Consider the following 14,622-nt stretch of genomic DNA (forward strand, 5'->3'; position numbering starts at 1 on the left):
AATGATGCGCATAGCAGCCCCGCGCAAAACGCCGCTACTGGGCCTGCAGCTTGCGCGCCTCGTCGCGGGCCAGTTTGACCAGTTCCTGCACAAAGGGTTTTTCCAGATCTTCCGAGCGGACGGCGGCATATAGACGGCGCGTGATCCCCTCACTCGTCAGTGGCCGGGTGACGTAATCCGAGTTGTACTTGACCTCGCGCACGACCCAGTCGGGCAGGACCGAAATGCCCCGGTTCGACGCAACCAGCAGCAGGATCACCGCCGTCAGTTCGACCTGCCGGATGGCGGCCGGTTCGACCCGCGCCGGGATCAACAGCTGACTGAAGACATCCAGACGCGTGCGCTCAACCGGATAGGTGATCAGGGTCTGACCACGAAAATCCTCGGCCTCGATATAATCCTTCTCGGCCAGTGGATGGGATGAGGCGGCGACAAACACCGCGTTGTAGTCGAACAGTTCGACAAACTCGACACCCGGCAGATCTTCGGGGTCGGATGAGACGACCAGATCAACTTCTTCCTTCTGCAATGCGGGCAAAGCATCAAAAGCCAGACCGGGGCGAATGTCGACATCCACGTCACCCCAGGACTTCCGGAAGGATTCCAGCACCGGGAACAGCCATTCGAAACAGGCGTGACACTCGATGGCGATATGCATCCGGCCCGTGCGACCGTCACGCAGCGAAGTGAACTCCTGCTGGGCAGCTTCGACCTGCGGCAGAATCTGTTCCGCCAGACGCAACAGGCGCAGTCCGGCGGCGGACAGTTTCATCGGCTTCGACCGGCGCAGGAACAGTTCGACCCCAGCCTGATCCTCAAGCCCTTTGATCTGGTGGCTCAGCGCGGATTGCGTGATGTTCAGCTGATCCGCCGCACGCGCCAGCCCGCCGCATTCATGGATGGCCTTGATGGTTCGCAGGTGCCGGAACTCGATGTGCATATGTCGCGCACCTCATGTTGTTCTTGAAGAATATGAGTTTGTCTCACATCGCCCCACATGGCACAAGAGGCTCAATTGATCCTGTGAGGCCATGATGACCAAACCTGAAATTTCGTTCGAGTTCTTTCCGCCCAAAACGCTTGAGGCCTCATTCCGCCTTTGGGACACGGTGCAAACACTGGCCCCGCTAGAGCCCCGGTTTGTTTCGGTCACCTATGGCGCAGGCGGCACCACGCGCGAGTTGACGCGGGATGCGGTTGCGACGCTGCACAAGTCGTCTGGCCTGCCGGTTGCGGCGCATCTGACCTGCGTCGATGCCTCGCGTCAGGAAACGCTTGAGATCGCTGACAAGTTCGCCCGCGCCGGTGTCGAAAACATCGTTGCCCTGCGTGGCGATCCGCCAAAAGGACAGGACAAGTTCATCCCCCACCCCGACGGCTTTGCGCATTCTGTGGAACTGATCGAGGCACTGGCCGAGACCGAGATGTTCAGCATCCGCGTTGGAGCCTATCCAGACAAACATCCCGAAGCCCGCAATACGCAAGCGGATGTGGACTGGCTGAAAGCCAAGCTGGACGCGGGTGCCGATGAGGCGCTGACCCAGTTCTTCTTCGAGGCCGAGACCTTTTTCCGGTTCCGTGATGCCTGTGAGAAAGCGGGTATCGACAAGCCCATCGTCCCCGGCATTCTGCCGATCGAAAATTGGAAGGGCGCGCGCAGCTTTGCCCAGCGCTGCGGCACCCACGTTCCCGATTGGATCGATCAGGCGTTCGAGAAAGCCATTCGCGATGATCGTGAAGATCTTCTGGCCACGGCGCTGTGCACCGAGTTGTGCTCTGACCTGATCGAAGGCGGCGTGGACAAGCTGCATTTCTACACGCTGAACCGCCCGGAACTGACCCGTGACGTGTGTTTTGCGCTGGGCATCACACCCAAGGCCGAATTGCAGAACGTCGCCTAATTCAACCATTCATTGCACCTTGCCCGGGTCCAAAACTGGCCCGGGCTTTTTTGTGTTCGCAAACCGCCGGAAAGCTGGTGCTGACACTGCACCCAAAGGTTCGCCCGAAATCAGGAACAATCCGCATTCTGGCTTCGCATTGTCACCCCAGCCCAACTCAATACTCTGTAAAAATTGACAAAAACACGACACTCGGGAAACTGAGGATGTGTGGTTGTAAAGAGTGAAATGAGTATGGAGCACGTCGACGAGTTCAAGGCTCGCAAGGACGCTTTGGCGGATCTGGGACTGGACCCGGACGCCGATTCAGAAGACATCCGAGACGCATGGCGGCGGATCGCCTTTCATGCCCATCCTGATCACACAGGTGGGGATTCAACAAATTTCGCGCGGGCCAAGGCGGCCTATGATTATCTGCGCAAAAAGGGCTACACCGCGAAAGAGGCCGATACCGGACCGCGCAAGCCGAAACGGCCACGCCTGAGAAAGCGCATCATCGAGCTTGCGCCCGAAGATATCGCAACCTGTCAGGCGATGCTGGATCCCGGTCGCGCTCTGCCGCATATGTCGCAGCGGGATGAGTCCAACTATGTCGCGTCCGACCACGTTCCGGATGCGGTTGGATGTTATGGGCGTCATCTGACGTATTTCGTCACAACACCGGTCTGCCAGGGGGCCAATCGGGTCGCTCTGCCGACCTCTGTCCTCAGCGCTTCGCGCAATACCGAGACCGAAGTTCTGAGCTTCCAGTCAAATGACAAAGGGGCCGGAGAGGTCGTGATCCCGGACACAATCTGCGAACGCAAATTTCCGGGGGCGAAAAGTGTGCGCATCCGGTTTGAGGCCGATCAGGCCATTCGCAACGAATACTGGCTGGCGAGTTAACCGCGCGGAAAGCCCGGCTCTTGAGGGGGTGAGAGCCGGGCTGTGGGTCGTGAGTGGCCTTAGTTTGTGATCGGGCCTTCCGAAGTGAACTTCGGAATGACGCTGGTGGAGGCGTCACCCCCTTCGATACCCGGCCAGTTGCCTTCGGCGATGTTGATGTTGCCCGGAACATCTTCTTCCCAGAAACCGACAACAACATCGGTGATGTTCAGGTACAGCTTGTCATCGACGATGCGCCACAGGTTCGGGTTGGCCGGAACCTTACCGCCCTTGGATACGCCATACGCGCAGTGGCCGTCATATTGCGGCGCGTAATAGGCCGGGTTTTCCAGGAACTTGTCGCGGTTTTCTTCGGTCGCGAAGGCCCAGGTGGCACCGTTATATTCGGCGGTGATGTCTGCATTTCCGCGCACACCTTCGGGTTGCGACTGACCAACAGCAACCTGATCCAGGCTGCGATAGGCAACAACGTCATACCCAGAGACAGCAAAACCGGTGCCGTCGACATATTGCGGGCCAGCGAAAGCTGGAACTGCCAGGGCCATGGCCGCGGCAAAGGTCAAAGCAAAGCGTTTCATGTGGTCAATCCTTTTCAAGTCATCTGCCCAAGGGTGCCGTGTTGGCGGGACTGTCGAGACAATATGCTATTTTTTGGCGCTGCGTAGTCCCCCTCGCGCCGCTGTGACCAAGAACGAGAAAACGTGAGAGGTTTGTCTGAATTTATTACAACAACACGGGGTTGGACTCTGGATACTGCAACATTAGCTGTTAGACGATTGGGTGCGCGGACCCCCGGCATTGGACAGAAAGGCACGAGATGAGCGATCAATCCACTTACACCCCTCCGAAAGTCTGGACCTGGGACAGCGAAAGCGGCGGGCGGTTTGCCAATATCAACCGGCCGATTGCAGGTGCCACCCACGACAAGGATCTGCCCGTAGGTCGCCATCCCCTGCAACTGTATTCGCTGGCCACGCCCAATGGCGTCAAGGTCACGATCATGCTGGAAGAGCTGTTGGCCCTGGGCCATGAAGAGGCTGAGTACAATGCCTGGCTGGTCAATATCGGCGAAGGCGACCAGTTCAGTTCCGGCTTTGTCGGTGCCAATCCAAACTCGAAAATTCCTGCGCTGTGGGACCGGTCAGGTGATGAGCCTGTGCGCGTTTTTGAAAGCGCCTCGATCCTGTTCCATCTGGCCGAGAAATTTGACGCCTTCCTGCCCAAATCGGGGCCAGAGCGGACCGAGGTGATGAACTGGGTTTTCTGGCAGATGGGCAGCGCGCCCTATCTGGGCGGCGGGTTCGGTCATTTCTACGCCTATGCACCTGAAAAATGGGAATATCCGATCAATCGCTTTGCCATGGAGGCGAAGCGCCAGTTGGACGTTCTGGATCGGGAACTGGCCGGGAAAACCTTTATCGCGGGTGAGGATTATACGATTGCCGATATGGCGATCTGGCCCTGGTACGGTCAGCTTGTGCTGGGTCGTCTGTACGACGCCGCCGAGTTTCTGGATGTCGAATCCTATAAGAATGTCATGCGCTGGGCCAAGGCCATCGACGAACGCCCGGCTGTGCTGCGGGGACGCATGGTCAACCGCCCGTTTGGCGAGCCGCATATGCAGCTTCACGAACGGCACGAGGCCAGCGATTTCGAGACCCGCACGCAGGACAAGCTGGAACCAGCTGCCGAATAACCGGCGAAAAAGACGACGCGGCGCTGGTTTGCGCCGCGTTTTCCTTTTGGGCGGGGCCTATTTCAGGATCGGAGGTTTGGCCGGGTCGCTTCCCGGTATGGGCCGGACAGTTTCGGGCATCTCGGGCTGCGGCAGATCGAACCTCAGTCCGGTTTTGGCCAGCAATCCTGCCGCCACGTCGTCCGTGGCAAAAAAGCCCACATCCATCGCCCCGGCCTCGATCCCCGAAAAGGTCAGCGCCTCGGACGCGGCCTTGGCCAGCGCAGGTTCTGCGCCCTCAACCGCCCCGACAAATCCCAGCAAGTGACCCGACACACCGCTATGCGATTTGGTCGCCACCAGATAGGCCGCCTGTGCCAGCCCCCCGGCGGTGGCCAGCTTGGCGTCCAGCGCGGTCAACAGCATATCAGGCAGGCCCGCAGGTGGCAGAAACTCGGCCAGCTTCTCGTGTACTTCTTCGGGGGCGTGTTGAAGGGTTGACGCCAACCACCCCAGCGCCTCGAACGGGATCAGCATCGACGAAGGTGCAACTTCGAGGTTCAGACCCAAGCCAATCCCCTGCCCCGCAAGCATGGATGACAGCACCCGACCGGACAGCGCCACATAGGGCACCGGACGGCTCGCAAACTGCGCCAGCCGGTCCTCGCGATCAAAGGCCAGGACGAACTGCCCGTCTGCCACATCAAACACCTCGGGCGAGATGTTTTCGCCCCGTGCTTCTTCGGTCAGCATCAGGAACAGTTCACTATCCGCCAGACGTTCGAAAAACCTCAGCCGGGCGGTGTCGTCCTGCGGGGCGGCCTGCATTGCGGCATGGGCTGTATCCAGCGCGGTTGTCTCAGTCATTCAACACCTCTTGCACCCGCGCGCGCAGAACCGGCAGCAGATCGGCCTCGAACCACGGGTTTTTCTTCAACCATGCCGTATTCCGCCACGACGGATGAGGCAAGGCAAAGACGCGCGGGGCATGGGTTTTCCAGTCTTTGACCGTCTCGGTGACCGAACTGCGAACACCAAGGTGGAATTTATGCGCGTGACCGCCGACCAGAACGGTCAACGGTACCTGCCCCAGGGCCTGCATGACGCGATCATGCCAGGTCTTCCGGCAAAGGGCCGGCGGCGGCAGGTCCGCGTTCTTTTCGTCATAGCCCGGAAAGCAAAAGGCCATGGGCACGATGGACAGCCTGGCCCGGTCGTAGAACACAGTCTCATCAATCCCCAGCCAGTCACGCAGGCGATCCCCGGATGGATCGGTAAACGGCCGCCCCGAGGCATGAACCCGCGCCCCCGGTGCCTGCCCCGCGACCAGAATCGGTGTGCCCGGCTGAAACCAGACCACAGGGCGCGGCGCATGCGCTGTCGCCGTCTGTGCGAACTGATCGGCGCACAGGCGACAGGATCGAATATCCTCCATCAGGCTGGTCATGGAATGTTACGTAAGCCTTCCTGCCGCTGGCGCATATTGATGATTTGTTTCATAATTCGACATAATGTAGCCAACATGGGCCGATAGGGAACACCCTCCCTCATCGCCCGACAAGAGCGACACAAAAACTGGATTGAGCAGCAGGCCACCCATGCTTGAGTTCGAGAATGTCAGCAAATCCTTTTGGACCGGGACGCGCCGCAAGGTGATCCTGGACAGGGTCTCGTTCCGGGTCGAACTGGGTACATCCCTTGGCATTCTTGCGCCCAATGGCACAGGAAAAACCACGCTTATCAATATGATGGCCGGGCTGGAAAAGCCGGATGAAGGCGTCATTCGCCGCGATTGCCGGGTGTCTTTCCCGATGGGTTTCACAGGTGGCGTTTCCAGCAAGATGTCCGCGCTGGAAAACGCGCGCTATATCGCAAAAATCTACGGCATGGATCCTGACTATGTCGAGGCGTATTGCAGCTGGTTATGCAATCTGGGCGAATATTTCAACCAGCCCCTGTCGACCTATTCTTCCGGCATGCGCTCGCGTTTCACCTTCTCGCTGATGCTGGCGCTGGATTTCGACATGTACCTGATTGATGAGGGGATGCCCTCGTCCACGGATGTTGAATTCAACAAGAAGGCCGGTGACATCCTGCGGGAAAGGCTGCGCACGACAACCCTTGTGATCGTGTCACACAGCCCATCGACGCTGGAAAAATTTGCACAGCAAGCCGCGGTTCTTTTGGACGGGCAGCTTTACATGTTTGAAACCTTGGAAGAGGCAAAACAGTTATATGACTACGAAACCCAAGGTTAGAAAATACAACTTGCGCCGCAAGCAGCCGGTCGAAGGCTCGGCCGAGGCGCGCGCGGACGCGATCTCGCGCATTCGCAGCGCGACCGAAGGACCATCTGCCGCAAACGCCCCGCAGCCCGGAACCGAACTGGATGACATCAAGCGTGAGGGGCTGACCGGTCGGCAGCTACGCATTGCCCGTCGGCTGGCGCAGAAACACGGGCTTGCGGCCTCGTCCGATTACGATGCCGTTCGTCTGTTGCGGAAAAAGGGGATCGACCCGTTCGAGCGGACAAACCTGCTGGACCTTGCCGCCGCCAAAACCTCCCAAAGGGGCACAGCGTCGAAAAAGCCCAAGGACAAGGTCAGGATACAGCTGCCACAAACCGTCCAGCACAAGGAATTCAGCCCGCCAGGCCCCGAGATGAGCCCGGCAGAACGCCGAAACCTTGAAATCGGTCAAATCCAGAAGGACATCGCGCGCAGGCGGCGCGTCAAGCTGTTCACGCTGTTCGCCCGGCTGGCAGCGTTTGTACTGCTGCCCACCTTTGTTGTGGGGTTTTATTTCTATCGAATCGCGACCCCGATGTATGCCAGCAATTCGTCCTTCTCGATCCTGCAGGCAGATAGTGCGGGTGGGGCCGTCGGCGGCCTGCTCTCCGGTACGCAATTTGCCACGGCACAGGATTCGGTCTCGGTTCAGGATTTTCTGGAATCGAAAGAGGCGTTGCTGCTGCTGGACAATGACGCAAGCTTTACCGAAGTCTTTCAACAGGATTGGATTGATCCGATCCAAAGGCTGGCAGCCGACGCCACGCTTGAGGAAGCCTATAAGCTATACAGCCGCATCGTCACGATCGGCTATGACCCCACGGACGGGATCATCCGGATGGAGGTGATTGCCCCTGACCCGCAAACCTCGGCCGAGTTTTCCGATCGCTTGATCTCTTACGCAGAAGGTCGGGTGAACAAACTGTCGGGTGAAAAGCGCGACGACCAGATGCGTGACGCGCTGGAAAGCTTTGAATCCGCGCAACAGGCGCGCCGTCAGGCGCAGGAAGACCTGATCGAGTTGCAGCTTCAGGGCGCGATTCTGGACCCCGAAAATGTGATCGCCGGGCTACGCGGGCGGATCAACGAAATCGAAATTCTGTTGCAGGACAAAAACCTGGAGCTGGCGGCCCTTCTTGACAATCTTCGGCCCAACAAGGCCAAGGTCGACGGGGTCACAGCCGATATCGCACGGCTGGAAGTGGTTCTGGACAACCTGAATGCCGAGATGCTGGATGTTTCGGCAGGCGAAAACTCGCTGGCGCGGTTGAGTGTGAGGATTCAGATGGCGCAGGCCGATCTGGTCGCGCGGGACATGATGCTGCAAAACGCTATGCAATACATGGAAACCACGCGCACCGAGGCCAACAGGCAGGTGCGGTATCTGACCGTCTCGGTGAACCCGGTTCCCAGCCAGGATCCGTCCTATCCGCGCAAGTTCGAAAATACGATTTTGGCTTTCCTGTTGTTTGCTGGTATCTACCTGATGATCTCGCTTACCGCGTCGGTCCTTCGTGAACAGGTATCCTCATAAGACCCATGAAACATGTAAAAATCTCCGACGTTACCGTCGGCAACGATCTTCCGCTGACCATTATTGCCGGCCCCTGCCAGCTTGAGACAGCGGACCACGCCCAGATGATTGCGGGCACCATGAAAGAAGCCTGCGATGCTGCGGGCGCGCAGTATGTATTCAAAGCCTCGTATGACAAGGCCAACCGCACCTCTCTGTCCGGTAAACGCGGCATGGGAATCGATGCGGGGCTCAAGGTTCTGGACGACATTCGCAAGACCATCGGCGTTCCGGTTCTGACCGACGTGCATACCGAGGCCCAATGCGCCATTGCGGCTGAGGCTGTTGATATTTTGCAAATCCCGGCCTTCCTGTGCCGTCAGACGGATATGCTGCTGGCTGCCGGGGCGACCGGAAAGGCCGTTAACGTCAAGAAAGGTCAATTTCTCGCGCCGTGGGAAATGGGCAATATCGTCGACAAGGTTGAGAGCACCGGAAACCAGAACATCTTGCTGACAGAACGCGGGACGTCATTTGGATACAACACTTTGGTGGCGGATATGCGCGGCCTGCCGCAGATGGCCAAAACAGGCTACCCTGTCGTCATGGATGCGACGCATTCCGTGCAACAGCCCGGCGGCAAGGGCGGGTCTTCCGGCGGCCAACGTGAGTTCGCGCCTGTCATGGCCCGCGCCGCGGTCTCACTGGGGGTTGGAGCGGTTTTCATCGAGACACATCAGGATCCAGACACGGCCCCGTCCGATGGGCCCAATATGATTCCGCTGGACCAGATGCCCCAACTTGTTGACACATTGATGCGTTTTGATGCGCTTGCGAAAGCGAATCCTATTCAGATTTAACGATTGAGACTTGTTATGACCAAACCATTCCCCGAGGTGACGCCAAACACCTGGAGCTTTTTGCGTGACGCGATGATCAAGCCCACGGGCTTTCGCGAATATGATGCACGCTGGAAGTACCCCGACGAGATCAACCTGCCCGGCATGACCGCACTTGGTCTGGGTTTGGGCACTCAGATGCGGCGGCGCGGGATTGACCCGGTCATCGCAGTGGGCAACGACTATCGCGACTATTCCCTGTCGATCAAGAACGCCCTGATCCTGGGGCTGATGCAGGCCGGGATTCAGGTCAAGGATATCGGCCCCGCGCTTAGCCCGATGTCCTATTTCGCGCAGTTTCATCTGAACGTTCCCGCCGTGGCGATGGTGACGGCCAGCCATAATCCAAATGGCTGGACCGGAGTGAAAATGGGCTTTGAGCGTCCGCTGACTCACGGCCCGGACGAGATGTCCGAACTGCGCGATATCGTCCTGAACGGCGAAGGCCAGCCGCATCAAGGCGGGTCCTATGAATTCGTCGATGGCGTGAAAGAGGCCTATATCGACGATCTGGTCGGGGATTTCAAAATGTCCCGTCCGTTGAAAGTGGTCTGCGCCACGGGAAACGGCACCGCCTCGGCCTTTGCGCCCGAGATTTTCGAACGGATCGGGGTTGAAGTCGTACCCAGCCACAATCGTCTGGATTACACTTTCCCCAACTACAACCCCAACCCCGAAGCCATGGAAATGCTGCACGACATGTCGGACAGTGTGAAATCCAGCGGCGCGGATCTGGCGCTTGGGTTTGATGGGGATGGCGACCGCTGCGGTGTTGTCGATGATGAGGGCGAGGAGATTTTCGCCGACAAGGTTGGCGTTATCATGGCCCGCGATCTGGCCAAGCTGCACCCGGGCTCGACCTTTGTGGCAGACGTGAAATCAACCGGTCTGTTCGCCAGCGACCCTGAACTGCAAGCCCTCGGCGTCAAAGCCGACTACTGGAAAACCGGTCACAGCCACATGAAGCGGCGCGTGAAGGAAATCGGCGCGCTGGCCGGGTTCGAGAAATCCGGCCACTACTTCCTGGCCGAGCCGGTCGGGCGTGGCTATGACTGCGGGATGCGGGTCGCGGTTGAGATCTGCAAGCTGATGGACCGCAACCCCGGTCAAAGCATGTCCGATCTGCGCAAGGCCCTGCCCAAGACCTGGTCCACCCCGACCATGTCGCCCTACGCGGCTGATACCGAGAAATACGATATACTCCAGCGACTGGTCGACAAACTGGTGGCCAAGGCGGACGCAGGAGAAAGCTTTGCCGGTCGCGCCATCAAAGAGGTGGTCACTGTCAATGGCGCGCGGGTCATTCTGGACAATGGCAGCTGGGGTCTGGTGCGCGCCTCCTCGAACACGCCGAACCTTGTGGTGGTGTGCGAAAGCAGTGAAAGCGAGGCGGAAATGCGTGCGATCTTTGCCGATATCGACGCCGTTATCCGCACCGAACCGAGTGTTGGCGATTACGACCAGACGATTTGAACCAGGGGGCGTCGCTGGACGCCCCTTTCATCAATCGCCGCCAAACAGTTTCAGCAGACCCTTCTTCGCCTCATCCTCAAGCTTTTTCTTCAGCGCGTCTTCGATTTGATCGCTGTCGGTTATGGTCGTGTCCAACTCATTGCCGACCTTGTCCAGCACCTTCTGCTTGGCGTCATCCTCAAGCTCTTTGACTTTGCCTTCCGCCGCCGCCTCGATGACTTTGGTCAGGTCAGGCGTGATCGACGGGCTGCTCCACGGACCATGGATGCGCACGGGCACCGAAATTCCCTGCCCCGCATTCGCCCGTAGCGCGGTTGGCGTGAACAGATAGTCCAACGTACGCGCACCCAGATTGACCTTGCCCTCACCATCGGCGCGGAAGTTTTTCAGGGACATCAGCAGGTCAGAGTTGGTCAGCACGCCTTTGTCGATCGAGAAGCTTGCGGTCAGGCTGTCAAACACCGTCGTACCGCCCGACCCGGTTCCCCGGCCCATCAGCCGATCCAGATCGAAGCCCGAAATCACCCCGGACCCGACATCCACATTCCCCTTGCCGCTGAGCGAGCGCATGATCTGGTCTTCACTCTGCCCGACGCCAAGAAACTGAAACGCGCCGGATGCGGTGCCGGACAGACGGTCTACATCTGCAAGTGTCGATAACGCCTGCTTCAGGTTGATGCCGCTGGCTTTCAGATCGCCGCCCACCGACAATCCGTTGCGGTTATTCGCAACCACCTGACCGTTGAGCTGGCCGGAGAACAGCGTTGCCGGGTGCATTTCCAGCACCGCACGCGAACGATCCAGACCAAGCGTCAGGTCAGAGGCCCCGAATTGCATCCCCGGAACGGCAATAGACTTGGCCGTCAGGCGGATTTTGCCGTTGGCCAATGACAGCGGCGACGCATCAATCGGTGCCTTGGACCACCCGTCCGCCGCAGATGACGCGGCCCCTGTCCCGCCCCCCGATCCGGGCTCGGCATCGGTCACGCGCGACAGGTCCAGCGCATCGGTATTCAGGCGCGCCACGATCTGAGGGGGATCGGCGATGGTGATGTCGGCCTCTCCGGCCAGCCGATTGTCATCAAGCTGCGCCACCATTTTGCGCAGGGACACACGGCCATCCTTGGTATAGGTCATCTGCCCCGAGATATTTGCCGTCCGGCCCAAACCGTGGGGAACCGCCACACCGCCTTGCCCAAACGCGGTCAACATCATTTCCGTGCTTTGCGTGATGATCTGCATCTTGCCATCCATCTCGCCGGACAGATTGACATTGCCGTTGAACCCGATCTCTCCGCCCGGGGCGGTCAGCGCCACATCCAGCGGCGTCACAGCGCCCGACGAAAAGGCGGGCAAATCGGGCAGTTTCAGGTCCACCTGCATCGCACCGCCCGGCACTGCCATACTGGCCTGCATCACCATGGGCGCGGATACGTCCGGCCAACTGGCGGACAGGGTCACACCCGCAAAATCCATCTGCGTTACGCCGTTTTCGACGTAGATCAGCCGCGCATCCATCAGTTCCAACCGCTCCAGCGTCACGGCACCGGTTTCGCCCGAGGGCGCGCCGCCTGTAGCGCCCGCTGACGGCGTGGTCTCAGCCGCGCCCATGACCCAGTTTCCGCGACCCTCTGACAATTCCAACCGCAGAACCGGGTTTTGCGCAAAGACCCGCTTGATCTTCAGATCGCCCGCCAGCATTGCGGCAGCATCCACACCAACAGCCAGACTGTCCGCGCTTAGCATCGGATCAGGCCCGGCCCATGGTGCGTTGCCGAACGTCACGGGCCCGGTTTCCATGCCCAAAACCGGCCAGAAGGACAGGTTGACGTCCCCCGACAGCGTCAGCTCGCGCCCCGTGTTGGCCTTGACCTGCTCAGACAGGATCGCGGCCAGCTTGTCCCCGGGCATCAGCAGCAACGCCCCAATGACCAGCCCGACCACGGCCACCACAATGAACAGAATGCGTATCAGCCATTTCATCTATCTGCTCTCCGCCTTTTTGGCTTGATTGAAATCATCATCCAAACGCACCGTGACATTTGCAAGGGGAAGCGTTCCCCACTATATGCCGCGCCATGACCACGAACCCGCCAAATCTCCGCCCCGACCTGGCGCCCGCCGCCCGGATGCCCGAGACGTCCCGTGCAAACCAGCCGACCATCGGCATGGTCTCGCTGGGCTGCCCGAAAGCTTTGGTCGATAGTGAGCGTATCCTGACTCGCCTGCGGGCAGAAGGTTACGGCATTTCGCCCGACTATTCCGGGGCCGATGCCGTAATCGTGAACACCTGCGGGTTTCTGGACAGCGCCAAGGCCGAGTCGCTGGATGCAATTGGTGAAGCTCTGGTTGAAAACGGCAAGGTGATCGTGACCGGCTGTCTGGGGGCCGAGCCCGACTACATCCGTGAACACCACCCCCGCATCATGGCGGTGACCGGGCCACACCAATACGAACAGGTCTTGGATGCGGTGCACACAGCGGTGCCACCGGACCCGGACCCGTTTGTCGATCTGCTGCCCGCCAGCAGCGTTCAACTGACCCCGCGCCACTACAGCTACCTGAAAATCTCGGAAGGCTGTAACCACAAGTGCAAGTTCTGCATCATTCCCGATATGCGCGGGAAACTGGCCAGCCGTCCGGCCCATGCAGTTCTGCGCGAGGCCGAAAGGCTGGTCGATAACGGCGTGCGCGAGTTGCTGGTGATTTCGCAGGATACCTCGGCCTATGGGCTTGACCGGAAATACGATGTGAACCCGTGGAAAGACCGCAAGGTGCGCAGCCACATCACCGATCTGGCGCGCGAGTTGGGGCAGTTGGAGGCCTGGGTGCGCCTGCACTATGTCTACCCCTACCCGCATGTGCGCGATCTGATCCCGTTGATGGCGGATTCCGGGTGCAACATTCTGCCCTATCTCGACATCCCCTTCCAGCACGCGCACCCGGACGTTCTGAAACGCATGGCTCGGCCAGCCGCTGCCGCCAAAACATTGGATGAAATCCGCGCCTGGCGCGCGGTGTGCCCGGACATCACCCTGCGGTCGACCTTCATCGTGGGTTATCCGGGTGAGACCGAGGCCGAATTCCAGACCTTGCTGGACTGGATGGACGAGGCGCAACTGGATCGCGTCGGGTGTTTTCAGTACGAAAACGTCGATGGCGCACGCTCGAACGATCTGCCGGATCATGTGCCCGCCGAGGTCAAGCAAGAGCGTTGGGATCGCTTCATGGAAAAGGCGCAGGCAATTTCCGAGGCGAAGCTGCAGGCCAAAGTCGGACAGACGATTGACGTCATTGTTGACGAAATTGACGATGAGGCCGCCACCTGCCGCACCAAGGCAGACGCGCCCGAGATCGACGGAAACCTGTTCATTGACGAAGGATTCGAGGGGCTTAAACCCGGCGATATCGTCTCGGTCACCGTGGACGAGGCTGGTGATTACGACCTCTGGGGACAGCTTGCCTGACCGCTTCGGGCCGTGTCGGAACACGGCCCATCGGTAAAGCGTGACCCGAGTTTATTGGAGAACAGGCGCCCCCGCTCTCACCTTGAACATGAAGCCAAACGGAGGTTTTCATGTTTCGAGTAACTCATTTTGCCAAACGCAGCATGGTGGTCGCCCTGTCGGCCATGATGCTTTCGACCCCCGCTATCGCTGAGGGTTTTGGCCGGTCGTCGGCTGAAATCGTCTATGTCGGCGGCAAGAAATTCAATTTCCATGTCCGGGGTGTTCACCCGCATCACCGCCCCTATTTTGCGCCCAAATCCGGGCATCACATCAAGAAACACCGCAAAAGGGCGCACAAACCGCATGTCCACGCGGGTCACAAACGCAAGGTTTACAGGTACCAGCCGCATCGATCCTTCCGCGGGCACAGGCATCACGCCTTCAAATACAGGCACGGGTTTCGCTTTAGAAAACACTAAACGCCCGACCTATATGTAATGGTTCGCAGCAACGCGTCCGGCAATCAAAAAAAACCGCCC

14 protein-coding genes are annotated in these 14,622 nt (G+C 59.2%); 9 read left to right on the top strand and 5 right to left on the bottom strand.

Annotated elements, in window-relative coordinates; genetic code table 11:
* Positions 1–34: 34 nt before the first annotated feature.
* Positions 35–940, bottom strand: coding sequence for a LysR family transcriptional regulator (locus ACR0AC_RS03835; protein ID WP_170452567.1), 906 nt, complete (start codon positions 938–940; stop codon positions 35–37).
* A gap of 94 nt (positions 941–1,034) precedes the next feature.
* Here ACR0AC_RS03835 and metF point away from each other — a divergent pair, with 94 nt between their 5' ends.
* On the top strand, positions 1,035–1,901 hold the full coding sequence (gene metF, locus ACR0AC_RS03840; RefSeq protein WP_170622907.1) for a methylenetetrahydrofolate reductase [NAD(P)H]: 867 nt from the start codon (positions 1,035–1,037) through the stop codon (positions 1,899–1,901).
* Between the two features lie 234 nt (positions 1,902–2,135).
* Positions 2,136–2,786: a J domain-containing protein gene (locus ACR0AC_RS03845; RefSeq protein ID WP_170453140.1), complete on the top strand. Its 651-nt coding sequence runs from the start codon at positions 2,136–2,138 to the stop codon at positions 2,784–2,786.
* Positions 2,787–2,845: 59 nt separating this feature from the next.
* Here ACR0AC_RS03845 and ACR0AC_RS03850 read toward each other — a convergent pair whose 3' ends face one another.
* Positions 2,846–3,364, bottom strand: coding sequence for a YHS domain-containing (seleno)protein (locus ACR0AC_RS03850; RefSeq protein WP_170452571.1), 519 nt, complete (start codon positions 3,362–3,364; stop codon positions 2,846–2,848).
* 239 nt (positions 3,365–3,603) lie between these two features.
* On the opposite strand from ACR0AC_RS03850, the gene yghU reads away from it, so the two are divergent.
* Positions 3,604–4,482, top strand: a complete 879-nt coding sequence (gene yghU, locus ACR0AC_RS03855) for a glutathione-dependent disulfide-bond oxidoreductase (protein ID WP_170632048.1) — start codon at positions 3,604–3,606, stop codon at positions 4,480–4,482.
* A gap of 57 nt (positions 4,483–4,539) precedes the next feature.
* Here the strand turns inward: yghU and ACR0AC_RS03860 are convergent, their stop codons facing one another.
* Together ACR0AC_RS03860 and ACR0AC_RS03865 are read right to left on the bottom strand one after the other, a co-directional pair.
* Positions 4,540–5,328 carry an SseB family protein gene (locus ACR0AC_RS03860; protein ID WP_480872004.1) on the bottom strand — a complete coding sequence of 263 codons (789 nt, stop codon included), beginning with the start codon at positions 5,326–5,328 and terminating at the stop codon, positions 4,540–4,542.
* Positions 5,321–5,908 (bottom strand): uracil-DNA glycosylase family protein, encoded by a 588-nt coding sequence (locus ACR0AC_RS03865; RefSeq protein WP_480872006.1) that lies wholly within the window; start codon positions 5,906–5,908, stop codon positions 5,321–5,323. The genes ACR0AC_RS03860 and ACR0AC_RS03865 overlap by 8 nt, the downstream gene beginning before the upstream one ends.
* 151 nt (positions 5,909–6,059) lie before the next feature.
* On the opposite strand from ACR0AC_RS03865, the gene ACR0AC_RS03870 reads away from it, so the two are divergent.
* From ACR0AC_RS03870 to ACR0AC_RS03885, 4 genes are read left to right on the top strand one after another with little or no spacing between them, the layout of a single operon-like run.
* Positions 6,060–6,719, top strand: a complete 660-nt coding sequence (locus tag ACR0AC_RS03870) for an ATP-binding cassette domain-containing protein (RefSeq protein ID WP_170452578.1) — start codon at positions 6,060–6,062, stop codon at positions 6,717–6,719.
* Entirely contained in the window at positions 6,697–8,283 is a 1,587-nt protein-coding gene (locus ACR0AC_RS03875) for a KpsE/RkpR family capsule polysaccharide export protein (protein WP_480872008.1), read from the top strand. The genes ACR0AC_RS03870 and ACR0AC_RS03875 overlap by 23 nt, the downstream gene beginning before the upstream one ends.
* A 5-nt stretch (positions 8,284–8,288) precedes the next feature.
* Positions 8,289–9,122 carry a 3-deoxy-8-phosphooctulonate synthase gene (gene kdsA / locus ACR0AC_RS03880; RefSeq protein ID WP_480872010.1) on the top strand — a complete coding sequence of 278 codons (834 nt, stop codon included), beginning with the start codon at positions 8,289–8,291 and terminating at the stop codon, positions 9,120–9,122.
* Positions 9,123–9,137: 15 nt separating this feature from the next.
* The gene (locus tag ACR0AC_RS03885) at positions 9,138–10,634 is read left to right on the top strand and encodes a phosphomannomutase/phosphoglucomutase (RefSeq protein ID WP_480872012.1); all 1,497 of its coding nucleotides are present in this window, start codon (positions 9,138–9,140) and stop codon (positions 10,632–10,634) included.
* 30 nt (positions 10,635–10,664) lie between these two features.
* On the opposite strand, the gene ACR0AC_RS03890 is transcribed toward ACR0AC_RS03885, so the two are convergent.
* Entirely contained in the window at positions 10,665–12,617 is a 1,953-nt protein-coding gene (locus ACR0AC_RS03890; RefSeq protein ID WP_480872014.1) for an AsmA family protein, read from the bottom strand.
* A gap of 95 nt (positions 12,618–12,712) precedes the next feature.
* On the opposite strand from ACR0AC_RS03890, the gene rimO reads away from it, so the two are divergent.
* Both rimO and ACR0AC_RS03900 read left to right on the top strand, forming a co-directional pair.
* Positions 12,713–14,101 carry a 30S ribosomal protein S12 methylthiotransferase RimO gene (rimO, locus tag ACR0AC_RS03895; RefSeq protein WP_170622896.1) on the top strand — a complete coding sequence of 463 codons (1,389 nt, stop codon included), beginning with the start codon at positions 12,713–12,715 and terminating at the stop codon, positions 14,099–14,101.
* Positions 14,102–14,211: 110 nt separating this feature from the next.
* Complete coding sequence (locus ACR0AC_RS03900; RefSeq protein WP_170622894.1) at positions 14,212–14,562, top strand: hypothetical protein; 351 nt, start codon at positions 14,212–14,214, stop codon at positions 14,560–14,562.
* Positions 14,563–14,622 lie beyond the last annotated feature (60 nt).

Source organism: Ruegeria sp. H7 (assembly GCF_056532945.1).

Coding starts and splice junctions, on each gene's coding strand:
- yghU (WP_170632048.1), top strand. CDS start 3,604: ATGAGCGATCAATCCACTTACACCCCTCCGAAAGTCTGGACCTGGGAC.
- ACR0AC_RS03885 (WP_480872012.1), top strand. CDS start 9,138: ATGACCAAACCATTCCCCGAGGTGACGCCAAACACCTGGAGCTTTTTG.
- ACR0AC_RS03850 (WP_170452571.1), bottom strand. CDS start 3,364: ATGAAACGCTTTGCTTTGACCTTTGCCGCGGCCATGGCCCTGGCAGTT.
- rimO (WP_170622896.1), top strand. CDS start 12,713: ATGACCACGAACCCGCCAAATCTCCGCCCCGACCTGGCGCCCGCCGCC.
- ACR0AC_RS03860 (WP_480872004.1), bottom strand. CDS start 5,328: ATGACTGAGACAACCGCGCTGGATACAGCCCATGCCGCAATGCAGGCC.
- ACR0AC_RS03900 (WP_170622894.1), top strand. CDS start 14,212: ATGTTTCGAGTAACTCATTTTGCCAAACGCAGCATGGTGGTCGCCCTG.
- ACR0AC_RS03890 (WP_480872014.1), bottom strand. CDS start 12,617: ATGAAATGGCTGATACGCATTCTGTTCATTGTGGTGGCCGTGGTCGGG.
- kdsA (WP_480872010.1), top strand. CDS start 8,289: ATGAAACATGTAAAAATCTCCGACGTTACCGTCGGCAACGATCTTCCG.
- ACR0AC_RS03845 (WP_170453140.1), top strand. CDS start 2,136: ATGGAGCACGTCGACGAGTTCAAGGCTCGCAAGGACGCTTTGGCGGAT.
- ACR0AC_RS03865 (WP_480872006.1), bottom strand. CDS start 5,908: ATGACCAGCCTGATGGAGGATATTCGATCCTGTCGCCTGTGCGCCGAT.
- metF (WP_170622907.1), top strand. CDS start 1,035: ATGACCAAACCTGAAATTTCGTTCGAGTTCTTTCCGCCCAAAACGCTT.
- ACR0AC_RS03835 (WP_170452567.1), bottom strand. CDS start 940: ATGCACATCGAGTTCCGGCACCTGCGAACCATCAAGGCCATCCATGAA.
- ACR0AC_RS03875 (WP_480872008.1), top strand. CDS start 6,697: ATGACTACGAAACCCAAGGTTAGAAAATACAACTTGCGCCGCAAGCAG.
- ACR0AC_RS03870 (WP_170452578.1), top strand. CDS start 6,060: ATGCTTGAGTTCGAGAATGTCAGCAAATCCTTTTGGACCGGGACGCGC.